14 protein-coding genes are annotated in these 15,438 nt (G+C 57.6%); all 14 read right to left on the bottom strand.

Annotated features, from left to right (window positions below; all coding sequences use genetic code 11):
- Position 1 precedes the first annotated feature (1 nt).
- The 14 genes from OCT39_RS01790 to OCT39_RS01725 all read right to left on the bottom strand — a co-directional run bounded on the left by OCT39_RS01790 (position 2) and on the right by OCT39_RS01725 (position 15,433).
- Positions 2-1,192, bottom strand: coding sequence for an MFS transporter (locus OCT39_RS01790; RefSeq protein ID WP_263585997.1), 1,191 nt, complete (start codon positions 1,190-1,192; stop codon positions 2-4).
- Positions 1,193-1,300: 108 nt separating this feature from the next.
- On the bottom strand, positions 1,301-2,722 hold the full coding sequence (gene hydA / locus OCT39_RS01785; RefSeq protein ID WP_263585996.1) for a dihydropyrimidinase: 1,422 nt from the start codon (positions 2,720-2,722) through the stop codon (positions 1,301-1,303).
- A gap of 75 nt (positions 2,723-2,797) precedes the next feature.
- Complete coding sequence (locus OCT39_RS01780) at positions 2,798-3,196, bottom strand: gamma-glutamylcyclotransferase (RefSeq protein ID WP_263585995.1); 399 nt, start codon at positions 3,194-3,196, stop codon at positions 2,798-2,800.
- A 17-nt stretch (positions 3,197-3,213) separates the two neighbouring features.
- A complete protein-coding gene (locus tag OCT39_RS01775; RefSeq protein WP_263585994.1) occupies positions 3,214-4,095 on the bottom strand; it encodes a DMT family transporter in 882 nt (293 codons plus the stop codon).
- A complete protein-coding gene (locus tag OCT39_RS01770; protein ID WP_263585993.1) occupies positions 4,092-7,058 on the bottom strand; it encodes an FAD-dependent oxidoreductase in 2,967 nt (988 codons plus the stop codon). The genes OCT39_RS01775 and OCT39_RS01770 overlap by 4 nt, the downstream gene beginning before the upstream one ends.
- A gap of 9 nt (positions 7,059-7,067) precedes the next feature.
- Positions 7,068-7,946: a 4-hydroxy-tetrahydrodipicolinate synthase gene (gene dapA, locus OCT39_RS01765; protein ID WP_263585992.1), complete on the bottom strand. Its 879-nt coding sequence runs from the start codon at positions 7,944-7,946 to the stop codon at positions 7,068-7,070.
- Positions 7,947-7,965: 19 nt separating this feature from the next.
- Positions 7,966-9,246: a TRAP transporter large permease gene (locus OCT39_RS01760; protein WP_263585991.1), complete on the bottom strand. Its 1,281-nt coding sequence runs from the start codon at positions 9,244-9,246 to the stop codon at positions 7,966-7,968.
- Complete coding sequence (locus tag OCT39_RS01755; RefSeq protein WP_263585990.1) at positions 9,243-9,812, bottom strand: TRAP transporter small permease; 570 nt, start codon at positions 9,810-9,812, stop codon at positions 9,243-9,245. Before OCT39_RS01755 ends, OCT39_RS01760 begins: the two co-directional genes overlap by 4 nt.
- Before the next feature lie 17 nt (positions 9,813-9,829).
- Positions 9,830-10,801: a TRAP transporter substrate-binding protein gene (locus OCT39_RS01750; protein WP_263585989.1), complete on the bottom strand. Its 972-nt coding sequence runs from the start codon at positions 10,799-10,801 to the stop codon at positions 9,830-9,832.
- 260 nt (positions 10,802-11,061) lie between these two features.
- A complete protein-coding gene (locus OCT39_RS01745) occupies positions 11,062-11,727 on the bottom strand; it encodes a GntR family transcriptional regulator (RefSeq protein WP_263585988.1) in 666 nt (221 codons plus the stop codon).
- A 240-nt stretch (positions 11,728-11,967) separates the two neighbouring features.
- Positions 11,968-12,588, bottom strand: coding sequence for a TetR/AcrR family transcriptional regulator (locus tag OCT39_RS01740; protein ID WP_263585987.1), 621 nt, complete (start codon positions 12,586-12,588; stop codon positions 11,968-11,970).
- An 88-nt stretch (positions 12,589-12,676) separates the two neighbouring features.
- Positions 12,677-13,354, bottom strand: a complete 678-nt coding sequence (locus OCT39_RS01735; protein ID WP_263585986.1) for an RES family NAD+ phosphorylase — start codon at positions 13,352-13,354, stop codon at positions 12,677-12,679.
- Entirely contained in the window at positions 13,351-13,752 is a 402-nt protein-coding gene (locus OCT39_RS01730; protein ID WP_263585985.1) for an antitoxin Xre-like helix-turn-helix domain-containing protein, read from the bottom strand. The genes OCT39_RS01735 and OCT39_RS01730 overlap by 4 nt, the downstream gene beginning before the upstream one ends.
- Before the next feature lie 184 nt (positions 13,753-13,936).
- On the bottom strand, positions 13,937-15,433 hold the full coding sequence (locus tag OCT39_RS01725; RefSeq protein ID WP_263585984.1) for a CoA-acylating methylmalonate-semialdehyde dehydrogenase: 1,497 nt from the start codon (positions 15,431-15,433) through the stop codon (positions 13,937-13,939).
- Positions 15,434-15,438 lie beyond the last annotated feature (5 nt).

The raw sequence follows: 15,438 nt of genomic DNA, 5'->3' as shown, positions 1-15,438 counted from the left end.
CTCAGGCCGACTTGCGACGATACAGCAGCGCTAGCGACACGCAGCAAAGCGCCGCCACGGCCAGGTCGAACGTCAGCGCGGTGGTCTTCAGGCTGGCCACGCTACTCATGAGCCCGATGCCCACCACCGGCAGCGAGATCGCCACGTACGCGATGACGAAGAAGGTGGAGACCACCGCGGAGCGCTCCTTCGAGGTGCTGGCCGCCGATATTGCACCGAGCCCGGCGCGAAAGGCGATGCCCTGGCCGATACCGGCGACCACCGCCCCCAGCACGAACCCGGCGAGCTGCTCCTCCACCATGCCCCAGGCAACGACCAGCACGCCGGCCAGCAGCACCGCGCAGCCGCTGGGCAAGCGTGAAGATTCGGGCAGGCGCCCCTGCATCATTTGCCCCACCGTGGAGGCGATGAACACCAGCCCCGCCACGAGACCCACCAACGCCGGATGGCTATAGCCCAGCACTTGGCCGAGAAACGCCGGCGAAGCGGCGGTATAAAAGCCGCACACCATGAAGCCGGCAAAGGCAGCGATGGCCGCCGGAATGAATACCGGACGCACCGTCGCCGGAACGCCGGGCTTTTGCACGCTTAGCCGAGGCCGCGCCGGGCGCTCGACCGTTTCCGGCGCGCGCCAGATACAGGCAACGGCCACCAGCACCAGCACGAAATGAGCGCCGAACGGCACGACCATTGGCGCGGCGAAAAGGGAGGCCAGTGACCCGGCCACCATGGGTCCGAGCCCCAGCCCGCCCATGTTGGCGGCGGTGGCCACCAGCGTGCCAGCGCGCTGCCAGCCCGGCGGAACCAGCTCCATCACCGCAAGCGTAGCCGTGGCGGTGAAGATGCCCGCCGACAGCCCGGACAACACGCGCCCCGCCAGCAGCGCGCCCACGCCGCCAGCCTGTAAAAAGACCAGATCACTGATCGCCGACAGCGCCAGCCCCGCCAAAAGCATCGGCCGCCGTCCCAACTGATCCGACCAGCGCCCGGCGATCAGCAGCGCCGCGATCACCCCCGCCGCGTAGACGGCAAAAATCACCGTGACCATCAGCTGCGAAAAGCCCATCGTCTGTTGATACATGGGGTAGAGCGGCGTAGGCAGTGTAGTGCCCATCATGGTGGTCAGAAACGCCAGGGCGGCGCCAAGAAAAATATTGGCGCGCTGTGGCACCGTCGCGGAGGAAACACTCATGGACATCCTTGCCGATCAAGCGCCCCGCCGCGTGGCCGACGGGGCTGAATGCTCTTTAGCGTAGACTAAATGAGTCAGCGCTTCGCAACACCGACCTTGTTGCCAACATCAGGGTTTTTTTCGATCAGGAATCAGGCTCGATACACCTCGGGGGATAAACGTGCCTTTACCCGCGCTACCCACCGGGCGGCCGTTTTCTGCCACTATCTCACCATTAGAAATTACGGTGACGGGATAGCCTTTCAGCTCCATGCCCTCGTAAGGTGTGTAGTCGCAGTTATGGTTAAGCATGGATTGCGAAAGCGTGACGCGCTTCTCAGGATCCCAGAGTGCAATATCAGCGTCCGACCCGATGGCGATGGTGCCCTTGCGGGGATACATTCCATACACCTTGGCATGATTCGTTGCCGACAAGGCCACAAATTGGTTCAGGCTGATACGCCCTTCGCTGACACCTTTGCCAAAGAGTATTGGGAGGCGCGTTTCCACGCCGGGTATCCCGTTGGGCACATATTTGAAGCTGGCATCCGCGCCCGGTTTTTTTTTGCCAGTCTCGCTTTCATGGATGAACGGGCAGTGATCTGACGTGAAGGTCGAAAAAACGTCTCTGGACAGCGCATCCCAACAAGCTTTTTGATTAGCCTTGTCTCGGGGCGGCGGGCTGCATACGTACTTGCTCCCTTCCATGTTGGCTTTATCCAGATCGTCTGCGGTAAGCGTGAGATACTGCGGACACGTTTCGGCGTAGATGGGCAGACCACGACGCTTGGCCCACTCGATCTGCTCGATCACATCTCCACCGGAAACGTGAACGACGAACAGTGGGACATCCACAAGCTCGGCAAAACTGATCGCGCGATGGGTCGCTTCGCGTTCGACCACGATAGGCCGAGATTCGGCATGGCCGCGCGGGCCGTTCTGGCCAGCCTTTTCAAGACGCTCGGTCATCTGCTGGATCGCGTCGAAATTCTCCGCGTGAACCATGGTCAGCGCACCTTCACGCCGCGTTGCCTCCATGACCTTGAATATTTCGGCGTCGTTCAACGCCATATCCTGGTAAGTCATGAAAATCTTGACCGATGAGACTCCCTCCTGGACCACTTGCGGTAAATCCTGCTCGAGCGCCTGAACGGTCGGGTCGGTAATGATGGCGTGCAGCGCATAGTCGATATAGCACTTGTCCGCCGCACGCTGATGGTGCGCCTTGACCGACTCGAGCAGTGACGCCCCCCGCTCTTGAAGCGAAAAGGCGATGACCGTCGTATTCCCCCCACAGGCCGCCGAGCGGGTTCCAGACTCGAAATCGTCTGCCATGACGCTGCCATCGCTTGTCGGTTGGGCCAGATGCACATGGCTATCGATACCGCCCGGCATGACCAGCAAACCGGTTGCGTCGATTTCGCGCTCGGCCGAATCCAGCGACTCCGCCAGAGCCACTATCTTGCCGTTTCGAATCCCCACATCGCAGCGCATGGTATCGCTTGCAGTGACCACGGTTCCGTTACGGATGATCAAATCGAATCCAGTCATGAAAAAAGTGCCTTTACTAGTGAAATGAGCGCCTTGAACCAATGAGTGCCCTATCGCTGCTCGATCAACGCGTCGTTATGCCTTTCGGGCAAGGTATTTGAGCCATCCCCCCTCATTGGTAATATCCACCACCCCCTCAGCCTCGATTTCCTCAGCTCGCATTTTCATGCTCAACGAACCGCTACCGTCTTCCATTTCGATCACTCCCAGCTCCAGCTCGGTGGGTTCGTTAGGAAGTAATGAATCCCGAAGTTGTGCGTAAGTCACTTCGTAAAGCTCACCCGGAATCGATTGTCCACCCTGCTCGACAGGCCATAGGCCCGGAAACTCGTCACGTACGGAGTAAAAGCGGTACCTGGCAGCGGTACTGGTAGCTCCAAGAAACTTCGCATCCTTCAACGCAAAATTGATACTGCCGCCTGACATTGCCTGTCCATTGACGAACATACGCACTGTTTTGGATTGCTCGCTCATGCAAATCTCCTCTTCGTTTAGTGTCGATGACGCTCATTGATAATGAGATAACCGCCTGCCAAGGCGACGATCCCTGCCCCGACAAATGTCGCTTTTGTGGGATAGTCGCCGAAAAACCAGTAGCCAATGAAGGTGGCCCAGATCAGTTGGGAATATAAAAAGGGAGAGACCAGCGAAGCCGACGCCGAGCGCATGGCTTCGATCAATGCAAAATGACTCAACGCCCCCAACACGCCGATCATGACGAACAAAGCGATATCCTGATGCTGAATGGGCACCCAGAAAAAAGGCACCGCCAGTGTGCATACGACGCCGCCGGCAGCGGCGGTATAAAGCAGCGAGATCAGCGCTGAATCCTGGGCGGCGAAGTACCGTGTTGCCAATTGATAAAGCGCAAAGCAAACCGCCATGGCTACGGGTAGCAAAAGCTCGCTGCTCAAGCCCCCCGCGTCGGGTTGCACGGCAATCAATACGCCCGAAAAGCCGCCCACAACCGCCAGAACGCGTTTAAAACCAACACGTTCGTTCAAAAGCGGTATTGCCAATAGCGTGACGATAAGCGGCGAGCTGAAATTGACGACATAGACTTGCGTAAGCGGCAGCACACGAACAGAGAGATAGGCAAATATCGTGGCACCAAGCAGCAGTAGTCCTCGCCCTAACTGCCCCCAGGGCGCCTGACTTGCAAGATCGGTACGGTTGAGTCGTCCCATCAAGGCAAGCAACAGTACCAGCACGATCAAATGCACGCTGTAGCGTGACCACGCCAGCTGTACGGGGGAGTAACGATCACCCAGGTATTTGGCGAGCGAGTCCATGGCAACGAACAGCGCCGCGGCCGCCAGCATGCAGGCAATGCCACGAAGCGGGCGCTGCGTGGCAGCAGTTACTGCCGTCACGAAATGTTCTGCCCTTCAAAGCGCTGCAAAGAGAAAGGCGCGAGGTTCCAATCGCTTTTTCCACGCGTGATCAGATCCGCCGTGATCTGACCCACCAGAGGCCCCAGGGTAAAACCATTGGACGTCACTGCATTATAAAAACCGGGAAGTTGCGGTGCCTCTCCCAGAATCGGTGCACCATCGATATTGATATTGATCGCCGCCCAGCTACGCAGTACACGCAGTTGGCCCAGGGCCGGGAGCACGTGCCGCGCTACCCACAAGTTGCCTTCGATACTATCGAGCAACGGACGCTGATACCCAAAAGGAATGCTGAGACCTGCAGGCCAGCCGCCGCCGATAATGACATTGCCGTTCGCCGCCTGCTTGAGCGTTAGGTGTCGATCGGCGTGGGCAAGAAGCATATCCACGACCGGCTCCGCCGCCTCGGTGACAATCATCTGCAACGGCGCCGCATGTACCGGCACGTTTATTCCCGCCAACTTGCCTATGTCGCCCGCCCAGGCACCAGCCGCATTGACGACCCGAGAAGCGCGATAGATACGCCCGCTTTGGGTACCGACCTGCCATTTCCCGTTGACTCGCTCGATCGTCTGTACCGCCTCGCCGGTGTAAAAGTGCGCTCCGGCCAGGGTGCCCGCCCGGACCAGAGCCGGCGTCGCCAATAGAGGATTGATCTTGCCCTCCTCAGCGCACCACGCCCCACCGATCACAGCCTTTGAAATAGCGGGCAGTTTGCGCTCGACATCGGCACGCTCAATGATCCGGGTGTCGATACCCAGCGAGCGTTCGAGCGCCGCTTTACGTTCCAAAAAGCGCAGCTGTGTTTCGTTTTCCGCCACCATGAGACCGCCGCTGCGTTTGAATTCAATGTCACCATCGAGCTCACCGGCCAACGTTTCCCAAAGTGAGGTACTCGCCTGTTGCAGTGGTAGCGTGCTGGCGGCAGGCCCGCCACCACCTTCGGCCTTTTTTCCGAAATCGAACGACAGCAATTGAACGTGCAGACTGCCCGCGTTACCGCCCGAGGCTTCGCCATTGGGCAATCCGCGATCCAGCACCGCTACCTCGACGCCCTGACGGGCAAGGGACATTGCGGTCGAACTTCCCGCTACACCAGCGCCGATCACCAGCACATCGACCTCGATGGTTGGCTGTGAGGTGGCAGTCTCATGATGAACCGATGCCCTCGGTGTCTCTACGCGTCGGTGTCCGGCCCACTCACCCTTCTCGATGGCCAGAGCACCGATGGCAACGGGCTTGATTGGATTCTGCGGAGCCGGCAGGTCGAACTGGCTACCTTTTCTATCGCTGGCGATAAGAAGATTGACCGTCGCGGCGCAGTACCGCCCCTGGCAACGCCCCATGCCGGCTCGGGTCTGGCGCTTGATGGAGGCCACATCACTACAGGCTTCGCGCCCGGCAAGAATATCGCCGGCCGTAATACCTTCGCAGCGACAAACGACCGTCTCGTCGGTAAGCCCCGCCAACGGCTTCAAGGGAGAGGCAAAGGCACTCCAAAGTGCTTTTTGAAAGCGTCGATGCTTTCGCTGCTGCGCATGCCAGCTCGCAAGGTCTTCGCTCACCTGATAGCCACAGTGTTTGGCGGCGGCGGCTCCCGCCAGCGCGCCTTGGGCAAGCGCCAGCTGAGCACCGCCAAAGCCACCCGCCTCACCGGCGATGAAAACGCCGGGCACATTGCAGCTACCGTCTTGCGCCCTATCTGCCGAAAGCACTTTGGTAACAGAGGCCATGGCGGGCGCATAGAAATGTTCGACACCCAGCAGCCGACCAATTTCGGCCTGCGGTTGAAAACCGTATCCAAGACCTATCGCTTTCACCCGAAGGCGTCGGGTCGATTCGCCAAGCTCCCCTGTCGAGGTTACCGGGGCGAGAACCACGCTTTCGACCTCGCCATCCCCTTCGATCGCCGCGACCGTGTAGCCATCGAAAATGGGGACACGGGCTCGTTTGAGCGTCAGCAGGTAGCCAAGCCCGGCACCTATCAACGTAGGCGCGTGACGCGTCGCTTGACCCGTTTGAGCAAGCGCGGTCGGGGACGTGAGCTTGGCGCTTTCCACAACGCCCGCCACTTCCACGCCTGCAGAGACCAGCTCTGCAGCAACCTGTAGATTGAGTGGCCCGTTACCAGCGACCAGTACGGGCCCCGGGGGCGCCGTTCGATAGGAACGTAGCAGGGTTTGCAACCCTCCCGTGGTCATGACGCCGGGCAGTGTCCAGCCAGGCACGGGATACGGCCGTTCGGTGGCACCGGTCGCGATAACAACGGCCCGGGGCTCGATAATCAAAGCGACACCCTCTCGTTCAACGCCGATCTGTATCTGGTCGGGATGCTCTCGAAACGCGCCCCAAACGAGCGTGTTATGCCAAGGCTTTACATCAGCTTTTACTAACGTCTCTATCAGCGACCGACCTGCCTGCATTTGTTTATCGGGTGCGATGCCCTTTGCCGTTGTATAGGCCGGTGAGAGCTGCTTGAAATACTGGCCGCCAAGGCTTGCGCGCTCATCAATCAAAAGAACATCTGCGCTGGTCTGTCGGGCCGAGAGCGCCGCCTGCAGACCGGCGGGGCCCGCGCCGATGACCAGCACATCGGTCGTCACGCGCTCGTGCGAGGTTTTGAACGGTGCCGGCTCGGCTGGCTCGTAAACAAGGGGGCTTTTGTAGGGATGATGCTTGACCACCAGTCCTTCCTGAACCGGTGTCATGCACGCACGCACGCCATGACGCCCGTCCACGTTGACCAGGCACTCGAAACACGCCCCCATACCGCAGTAGTGGCCGTGCTTAGCGCCCAGGCGACCCTCGCGCTGAGACAAATAGCCGGCACCCACGAGGGCCGAGGCCAGACTCTGACCCTTCAGAGCGCTTAGCTGTTTACCTTCGAAAGTGAAGGTAACCTCTGGTGCCTTCCTGACCACCTTTCGTCCCAGCGCGTCCATATCGATCCCTTACTTCAGCGAAAGAGTGCGAACGATGCGATCCGCCCACGCCTTGTCTTCGGCGGGCGAAGGCAGCCGTGGCGGGCGAGGGTGACCAACGCTTTTACCCATCGACTCAAGCAACGCTTTGGTGCCCGATACGTAGCGATGGCCAAAGACGAAATCGATAACGGGAAGGATGCGGTGATACACCTCTCGGGCGCGATCCAGATCCTTTTCCACGACCGTTGCCGTATAAAGGTCAGCGAATTCGGCAGGCATCACATTGGAGCCCACCGCTACCCAGCCGATCGCACCTTCCACGTAGGATTCGAAGCCCAGCACGCCGCCGAACACGCCAATCTTGTCGCCGCAGAGTCTCAGGATGTCGCGCACTCGGGTTATCTCGAGCGTGGACTCCTTGATATACGCCACGTTCTCGATCTCGGCGAGTCTGGCAACCGTTTCGGGCTGCATATCCACATTCGCCGCATTAGGGTTGTTGTAGATCATGATCGGCAGTGAAACGGCATCCGACACCTGCTTGTAATGATGGTAAAGCTCGTCTTCCGTCGGGCAGCTATAGAACGGCGGGATAATCATCAAGCCATCGGCACCCAGCTCTTCGGCCTCGCGGCTATAACGAACCACATCATTCGTGTTTTCCGCCCCGGTGCCCACCAGTACGGGCACGCGACCAGCGGTCTGATCGATAACGGTCTTGGCCACCAGGCGGCGCTCCTCATCCGTCATCGAGAGGAACTCCCCGGTACTCCCGAGAGGAATCAAGCCATGGATACCCTGCTCGATCTGCCAATCAATAAAAGAGCGCAATCTTTCGACATCTACGTTCAAATCGTCATCGAACGGGGTGATGAGCACACTATAAGTACCAGCGAACTGCGACATTTGAATCTCCGACTCAACGTTAACGGGTTCTAAAAAAATCAGGTAAGGCGGTTACGATATAAGGCACGTAAGTCACGAGCAGGAGCACGGCGATCATGAAGCTCAGCGGCAGAACGATTTTTGAAGCCACACGCATGATCGGACGCTGGGCGATGCTGCTGGCCACGAATAACGTGATGCCATACGGCGGCGTGACCATGCCGATAGAAAGGTTGATGATGATGACGACCCCTAAATGCAGTGGGTCGATGCCATAGCTCTGAGCTACCGGCATGAGTACTGGTACCAAAATCAGTATCGCGGCAATGCTTTCCATGAACATTCCGATAAAGATCAGTCCGACATTGAGCATAGCCAGAAAAATCAGAGGGTTATCGGATACGGACTGCAGAAACTCTACCAGTAGCTGAGGCACCCCCTCTCGAGCTACCAGCCAGGAAAAGATGTTGGCTACGGCGATAATCATCATCACGGACGCTGAGATACTGGCGGCCCGCAATATCAGTCCAGGCAAATCGCGCAGCTTGAGCTCACGATAGATCAGAAGCCCCACCAGTAGCCCCGTCGCCACAGCCACCGAGGCTGCTTCGGTCGGAGTGAAGACGCCCCCAATGATCCCGCCGATGATGATCAATGGCATCAGAAACGCCGGAATGGCCTTGAGCGCCGTGCTACCCAGTTCGCGAAGAGAGAAAGGCTGTACTTGGCTGTAAACGCCGCCGTGACGACGAGCATGAAAATAGCCCGCCAGCAATAAACCGAGAGCCATTAGAAAGCCAGGCACTACGCCTGCGATGAACATATCGCCTACGGAAACGTTACCCACCGATGCCAGAACGATCATCATGATGGAGGGTGGTATAACCGGCCCGAGAGAGCCCGCCGCAGCCATCAATCCGGCAGCGAAATCGATATCGTAACGACGTCGTCTCATTTCCGGCAGCATGAGTGACGCTGTCGCGGCCGTATCGGCAGACCCTGATCCCGAGACGGCCGCAAGGCCTGTACCAGAGACGACGGAGACCAGCAGTAGCGAGCCGCGAATCCAGCCCACCAGGGCGGTCGCGAAATCGATCATACGTTTAGCAATGCCGCCCCGCTCCATCAACAGCCCAGACAGAACGAAAAAGGGAATTGCCATGATGGTAAAACTATCAAGCCCCGCGAATAGGCGCTGTGAAATGATGCTGCTGGGAATGCCCTCTCCCATCAACACCAAACTAGCGGATACTCCCATGGTAAAAACAATGGGAGCGCCCAGGATCAAAAGCACCAGGAATAATAAAATGACCGTTATCATGACGTGGCGCCCTTTTTATCTTTCCCTGCGTTATCGATCGGTGTCTTGAAGAAAATTTTCTTTAAGTAGGCGATCAAGAACTCGAGGAAGAAATAGCCTAGCCCTACAGGCAGAGAGAGATAGGGAATCCACATGGGGATCCCCAATGCCGAAGAAGTTTGCATCTGGCCGATTTGCAATAGCCGCTGACTACCCAAAATGGCTAACCACAAGAACCAACTTCCCAGCACCAGTATCAATAGCGCCGTAACGCGCTTGAGAATGTCCGGCAGGGCTTCATATAAAATATCGACGCCGATGTGAAGCCTTTCACGCATGGCCAGTCCGGCGGCCAAAAAGATGACCCATATCTGAGCGAAGGTAGCCGATTCCGCCGCGCCTGCGATGGAAAAGTCGAAAATATATCGGCCCGCCACGAGCGTTAAGATCGCAATGACCATGTAGGCAAATAAAACGATGACACACGCCGATATCAATAGCCGGACACACTGGAGCAGACGCTCTGCCCATTGCATTAAGGGAGGCATAATTAATTCCCGATACGCAGGGCTATTCAAACGAATCATGAATAGCCCTTTATGGGTTAACGTAATTGCTCGATCTCATCCAGGAGTTCTTGTTTTTGGTCCGTATCGACAAACTCGTCATAGACCGCTTGAGATCTCTCGCGAAAAGGTGCCAAGTCGGGCTGCGTGAACTCGACACCCGCACTCAAAAGCTCCTCGCGAATACGTGCGTCCATGTCTGCATATACCTGGCGCTCGTACTCTGCAGACTCTTGACCAGCTACCAACAAGGCTTGCTGTACGTTTTCGGGCAAACTCTGGAAACGCTGCTCAGACATTACAAGATCCGCCACTAGTGTTGTCCAGCTCACTTCAGCAAGATACGGCGCCACTTCATAAAAGCGCTGAGCCTGATAGTTGGTAAACGCCGCCTCGGCGCCATCTACTACGCCCGATTCCAGTGCGGCATAGAGTTCGCTATAGGCAAGTGGCGTCGCATTGGCACCGAACTCGTTGAATGCGGCCACATGTGCCGGAATCTGCATGGTCCGAATACTCTGGCGGTCCAGATCTTCGATGCTATTGACCGGCGCCTGGGTCACGATATGGCGAACACCTGCCTCATAAAAACCCAGTAGACGAAAGCCATTTTCCTGCATCGATGAAGCCAAACGGTTCCCTACTTCACCGTCCAATACCTCATACATATGCTGACGGTCGTCAAACAGGAAAGGCAGATCGAAAAGCGAAAGCTCAGAGACGAAGTTAGTCAGCACACCATTGGTGGGTACAGCGATATCAAGCGTGTTCATGAGAACACCTTCAATCATTTCACGCTCATTACCCAACTGGTTATTGGGGAATATTTGCACCGTGACTTCACCATTGGTTTCTCGCTCGACAACCTCGGCGAACTTCTCCAACCCTTTCTGATAGGGCTCACTGAGGTTGGCCGAATGACCCGCCGTTAGTGTCAATGTTTCAGCCCAAGAAAACGTTGAGCAAGTCGCAGTAAACAAAGCAATTCCAAACGCCATAGAGTTTTTCATAGTTGTTCCTGTTTGAAGTTATTATGTATTTGTAGACCAGTGGTATACCAGCTGTCAACTATCTCTTATCACAAGAGACACTCACTCTCTTGCATCAAAAAGTGGCCTTCAAAATTAATTTGCACAGATTTTGTGCACAAGCACGTTTAGTTAACGATCAGAAAGTTACTTAGTCTTACAAGGCTTTGAATTGGGTAGCTCAGCGGCTTACTAACCAAAAGTATAACGCACCAAATTCGAGCCTTAATGATAAATTAAAATTAGATTGCTTCGAATATATTCTTCCTGGTTTCACGCAAATGGAGCCGCATCGCTTGTCGTGCTTTATCAGAATCACCCGTCACGATGGCCTCAATGATCGCCAAGTGAGCATCGTAGCCAGGAAAAGAACGAGCGGGCAGGGTCTGGTTCTCGAAAATCTGCGTCGTTTTCCTGAGTTCCGATATGATTTTGAACAACACCTCGTTGCCCGTTGCCTGCGCAATTCCCATGTGAAGTGTTTGGTCGAACTCCCATTGCTGCTTGAGGCCGGCCTGTTTCGAGTACCTGATAGCATCGAGCTTTTTCGCCCACTCGTTGATCATGGGTGTACCGCATTTGGTCGCCGCCAGGGACGCTGCTTCGGGTTCCAATAGCTCTCTAACCTGCAGCGCTGCAACATATTCATTGATAGCGATCTTTTTAACGCCAATCGTGCGCGCATTTAGCCTTACCAGCCATCCTTCCGCTTCCAGTCGTCGTAAAGCCTCGCGTACAGGCGTACGTGACATATCCAATTCATCCGCCAAGCGCCTTTCCTGGATGATATCGCCACCCGAGAGTTCGCGCGCGAGAATCATGCGCATGATAGCTTCATAGGCCACGCTGGATAGCCCTCCCTTTTCGGCTCGCTCGCCATGCTCGCTATCGTTCAATGCTAGAAACACTCGTTATTCCTCTATTAGCAATACTGGCCGCTATTCAATCCATGTTTTAGCGAACCCTGGAAAAGTCATCACCGACACCGTTGTTCTAATCTTTTATTTTTACCTATAACAATAAACAGCTTACAGACATTAATGATAGCGTTTTTCTCAATTATAAGATTCAAGGGTTAGCCTGTTGACCCTCCATGAATGCCATACCTTCGTCGTGTATGCCGATCACCTTCTTTTGATTCGAGTGGCTCAGCTCGTCAACCCAATCCCGCGCAAAATCACCGAGGTGACCGTCTGTACCGCCTTTTCGAACTGCAGGTCATCGAGCGGCTGGTCGCCGTTGAGCAGGCCGATCTGGTAGTCGAAATCGGCGTAGTGCTGGGTCGAGGCCCAGATCATGTAAAGCAGATGCGACGGCTCCACCGGGGCGATTTGCTTCGTTTTCACCCACTCGCTGATCCTGGCCTCTTTCAGCTTGGCCCAATCGAAGAGGTTCTCGCGCAGGCGCTTACCGAGAATGGGCGCGCCCTGCATGACCTCCATGGCCCATATTTTTGAGCCGTGGGCGCGGTAGCGCGAGTGGTTCATCTTGGCGCGAATGTAGGTGGAAAGCACCACGCGGGGGTCGTCATAGAGCTCGAAGCACAGCGCATCCTGCTTCCAGAGCTCCAGCAGCGCCAGCAGCACTTCCTGGTAGAGCGCCTTTTTGGTCGAAAAGTAGTAGTGCACGTTGGATTTGGGCAGCCCGGCTAGCGCGGCGATTTCACCCATCGAGGCACCGGCGTAGCCTTTTTCGGCAAACAAGCGCTCGGCGGCCTGAAGGATGTTCTTTACGTTGGTCTGACGAATCTCTTCCTGGGTTCTTGGCACGCGCGGCTCTGCCCTCTGACACGAAACGGTGAAAAACGCCTGGGCGCTGTTCGCAGCCCCGGCAGGTTCAAAACAAGATGTTGATTTTTCAATTCACCCACGTCAATTCCAGCACATGACGAATCCGCTCGCCGTCCCACTCGTACCCCAAGTGGCGTCCCTGTCGAGTGGCCGACATGACGGGCGGTCGCAACACCGCGGCGCATTCACCGCCCGTCTCTCTCACGCTGGGATATACGATGCCGTCGGCGCCGTCTTCTCGAAGACGCAAACCAAACGCCTGTCCTGCTTGCCAGCTTTCGGGATTCAACAGGGGCGCGGCTTCCGGGTTATCGCGCAGATCAAAAAGTTCGCCCTGAAGATCGGACAGGTAGACGCGCTGCTGCAGCTGCATTGGGGGCTCATTGGAGTCCTTCATGAACCGTTCCATGTGATAGCGCGTCTCGGCAATCGCCGTGGCTTCGGTTCGGGCGCAGTAATAGACGCCGAAGCTTCCGTTGCTAAAACGTGATCCTTGACCGCTGAAGTGGCAGAAAGCCGCCATGATGGGCGTCCATCCCGGGCCGTAGCGTCGATCCGATGCCGGCACCATATGAATCGCGCCGGCTTCCTCTCTCAGTCGAGCGGACGTTTCTCCCTCCAACTGGTTCAGCAGTGACCAGTCGTCCGGCTCGGCCACCCGTTCGAACAAATCGATGGGCGGAAACCGTGAAGGCACCACCCGGTAACTGGGCCGCCACTGCAGGGCCGTACGGGTAAAACTCATGCGTGCCCCGCGCCTCGTGCACCGTCGAGGTGCTGTCGGACCACATAAAGATCGGACACCAGGCCGCTGCGCAGTCGATCCAGCGGCGGCTGGCCGGAGAAAAGCGGGTTCTGGTTAGCACGGCGCAGCCAGGTATCAGCGGCGTCACTACGCGGCAATAAAATCTGTAGCGCTTTGTAGATCCCCAGAATCAAGGACATTCGTTCCATCTGGCTCTGATCCAGACGCGCCTTATCGGGCGCCTGCTTCCAGCGGCGATAGGTCGCGTCAGGCACGCCCAGCAACAGTGCGGCGTCATGCTCCTTGAGCTGCCAATCCCTGACAATATTGGGATAGGTACGCATGACCGACGCACTCATATTGCGGCGTTCTTCGACGGACATTGTGGTGATAGCCATGCAACCCTCCTTCCTAAAAATGGCGCTTTATAATCATTTTACGCCATTTGAGCGGATTTTCAGCTTGTACTGGCTAGAATTTTCGTTAATGACCTATGGTTTTGCGCTCGGTGCGCTTTAACACGGCCAAAAAAAGCACCGCCCGAAGGCGGTGCTGAGACGATGTCCTGGTTGGAGGAGGACGTCAACTCTGGTTGGCGGGGAAGGAGAACTCGGCGCGGGTCGCCTCGGACACCGAGGGCCAGCGTTGGGAAACCGCCTTGCGCCGGGTGTAGAAGCGCACGGAATCCGGCCCATAGGCGTGCAGGTCGCCGAACAGCGAGCGCTTCCAGCCGCCGAAGCTGTGGTAGGCCACCGGTACCGGCAGCGGCACGTTGACACCGACCATGCCGACCTCGATGCCGTCGGTGAAGCGCCGGGCGGCCTCGCCGTCGCGGGTGAACAGGCACGTGCCGTTGCCGTACTCGTGGTCGTTGATCAGCGCCATGGCATCGTCCAGGCTTCCCACGCGCACCACGCACAGCACCGGGCCGAAGATCTCTTCCCGGTAGATGCGCATATCGGCGGTGACATGATCGAACAGGCAGCCATCGACGAAGTAGCCGTTTTCATGGCCTTTTACTGACAGCTCGCGACCGTCGGCGGTAAGCCGGGCGCCGGCGTTGACGCCGTCTGCGATGTAGCTCAGCACCTTGTCACGGTGCTCGGCGGTGACCAGCGGGCCCATGTCCAGGCCCTTATCGGTGCCGGGGCCGACCTTGAGATCACGAATCTTGGGCAGCATCGTCTCGACCAGCCGGTCGGCGGTTTCATCGCCCACGCACACCGCCACCGAGATCGCCATGCAGCGCTCGCCGCAGCTACCAAACGCCGCGCCCATCAGCGTGTTGGCGGCGTTTTCAAGGTCCGCATCCGGCAACACTACCGCGTGGTTCTTGGCCCCGCCCAGTGCCTGGACGCGCTTGCCGTTCGCCGTGCCGCGGCTGTAGATTGCTTCGGCCACGGGGGTGGAGCCTACAAACGAGATCGCCTTGACCGCCTTGGCGTCGAGCAGCGTTTCGACCGCTTCGCGCCCGCCGTGCACCACGTTCATCACGCCGTCCGGAAGCCCAGCCTCCTTCAGCAGCGCCGCCACGGCGTGCGCCGCGCTCGGGTCCTTTTCCGACGGCTTGAGCACGAAGGTATTACCGCAGGCGATCGCCATGGGATACATCCACAGCGGCACCATGGCGGGGAAGTTGAACGGCGTAATACCCGCCACCACGCCGAGCGGCTGAAAGTTCGACCACGCATCGATCCCCGGGCCCACGTTGTGGGAGTACTCGCCCTTCAGAAGCTCCGGCACGCCGCAGGCGTACTCGACGTTCTCGATGCCGCGCTTGAGCTCGCCCAGCGCGTCTTCCGGCGTCTTGCCGTGCTCCTCGCTGACAAGCCTCACCAAGCGCTCGGCATCGTCTTCCAGAAGCTGCTTGAAGCGGTACATGACCTGGGCGCGCTTGGCCGGCGGCGTATCGCGCCAGGCGGGAAACGCCGCCTGGGCGGCGGCAATGGCGCGCTCGACGTCCTCGCGGCGACCCTCCGCTACTTGGCGAATCACCTCGCCGGTGGAGGGGTTGGTGACGTCGAGCGTCGTCGCGCTTTGAACGGATTCGCCGTTGATCAGGTGGGCCACTAGATCCATCGTGT

The organism is Halomonas sp. GD1P12 (assembly GCF_025725645.1).
Lineage (GTDB): Bacteria > Pseudomonadota > Gammaproteobacteria > Pseudomonadales > Halomonadaceae > Vreelandella.
Note: the sequence above shows the minus strand (reverse complement) of the source record. Positions and strands in the feature narration are given on the sequence as shown.

Coding starts and splice junctions, on each gene's coding strand:
- OCT39_RS01790 (WP_263585997.1), bottom strand. CDS start 1,192: ATGAGTGTTTCCTCCGCGACGGTGCCACAGCGCGCCAATATTTTTCTT.
- hydA (WP_263585996.1), bottom strand. CDS start 2,722: ATGACTGGATTCGATTTGATCATCCGTAACGGAACCGTGGTCACTGCA.
- OCT39_RS01780 (WP_263585995.1), bottom strand. CDS start 3,196: ATGAGCGAGCAATCCAAAACAGTGCGTATGTTCGTCAATGGACAGGCA.
- OCT39_RS01770 (WP_263585993.1), bottom strand. CDS start 7,058: ATGGACGCGCTGGGACGAAAGGTGGTCAGGAAGGCACCAGAGGTTACC.
- dapA (WP_263585992.1), bottom strand. CDS start 7,946: ATGTCGCAGTTCGCTGGTACTTATAGTGTGCTCATCACCCCGTTCGAT.
- OCT39_RS01760 (WP_263585991.1), bottom strand. CDS start 9,246: ATGATAACGGTCATTTTATTATTCCTGGTGCTTTTGATCCTGGGCGCT.
- OCT39_RS01755 (WP_263585990.1), bottom strand. CDS start 9,812: ATGATTCGTTTGAATAGCCCTGCGTATCGGGAATTAATTATGCCTCCC.
- OCT39_RS01750 (WP_263585989.1), bottom strand. CDS start 10,801: ATGAAAAACTCTATGGCGTTTGGAATTGCTTTGTTTACTGCGACTTGC.
- OCT39_RS01735 (WP_263585986.1), bottom strand. CDS start 13,354: ATGAGTTTTACCCGTACGGCCCTGCAGTGGCGGCCCAGTTACCGGGTG.
- OCT39_RS01730 (WP_263585985.1), bottom strand. CDS start 13,752: ATGGCTATCACCACAATGTCCGTCGAAGAACGCCGCAATATGAGTGCG.
- OCT39_RS01725 (WP_263585984.1), bottom strand. CDS start 15,433: ATGGATCTAGTGGCCCACCTGATCAACGGCGAATCCGTTCAAAGCGCG.